The organism is Thermorhabdus hydrogeniformans, assembly GCF_049310025.1.
Lineage (GTDB): Bacteria > Bacillota > Thermosediminibacteria > Thermosediminibacterales > Tepidanaerobacteraceae > JBJYKD01.
The window spans coordinates 1-270 of sequence record NZ_JBJYKD010000148.1 but is presented as its reverse complement, the minus strand read 5'-3'; the positions used below and the strand labels follow the sequence as shown (position 1 = coordinate 270).

1 protein-coding gene is annotated in these 270 nt (G+C 75.9%); it reads left to right on the top strand.

Features of this window, described 5'->3' with window-relative positions; genetic code table 11:
* Window positions 1-107: 107 nt before the first annotated feature.
* A partial coding sequence (locus tag ACKX14_RS15865; protein ID WP_422449357.1) for an NAD(P)H-binding protein occupies window positions 108-270 on the top strand: 163 nt, incomplete at its 3' end.

Sequence of the window (270 nt, the reverse complement as noted above, 5' to 3'; positions counted from 1 at the left end):
ACCCTCAGGCCACGCACGCGGCCTGAGGGTGCGACGCGCGCCACTGTCACCGGCTCCCCCGCTTCCTCGTCCGAGGTGGCGACGGGACGAGGGACGAGGAGGGACGGATGCGCGTCTTCGTGGCAGGAGGAACGGGTGCGCTGGGCAGGCGGCTGGTGCCGCAGCTGCTCGCGCGGGGGCACGAGGTGACCGCGACGACCCGCAGCGCGGACAAGGCGGGAGAGCTCGCCGCGCTCGGGGCGCGACCCGCGGTGGTGGACGGGCTGGACG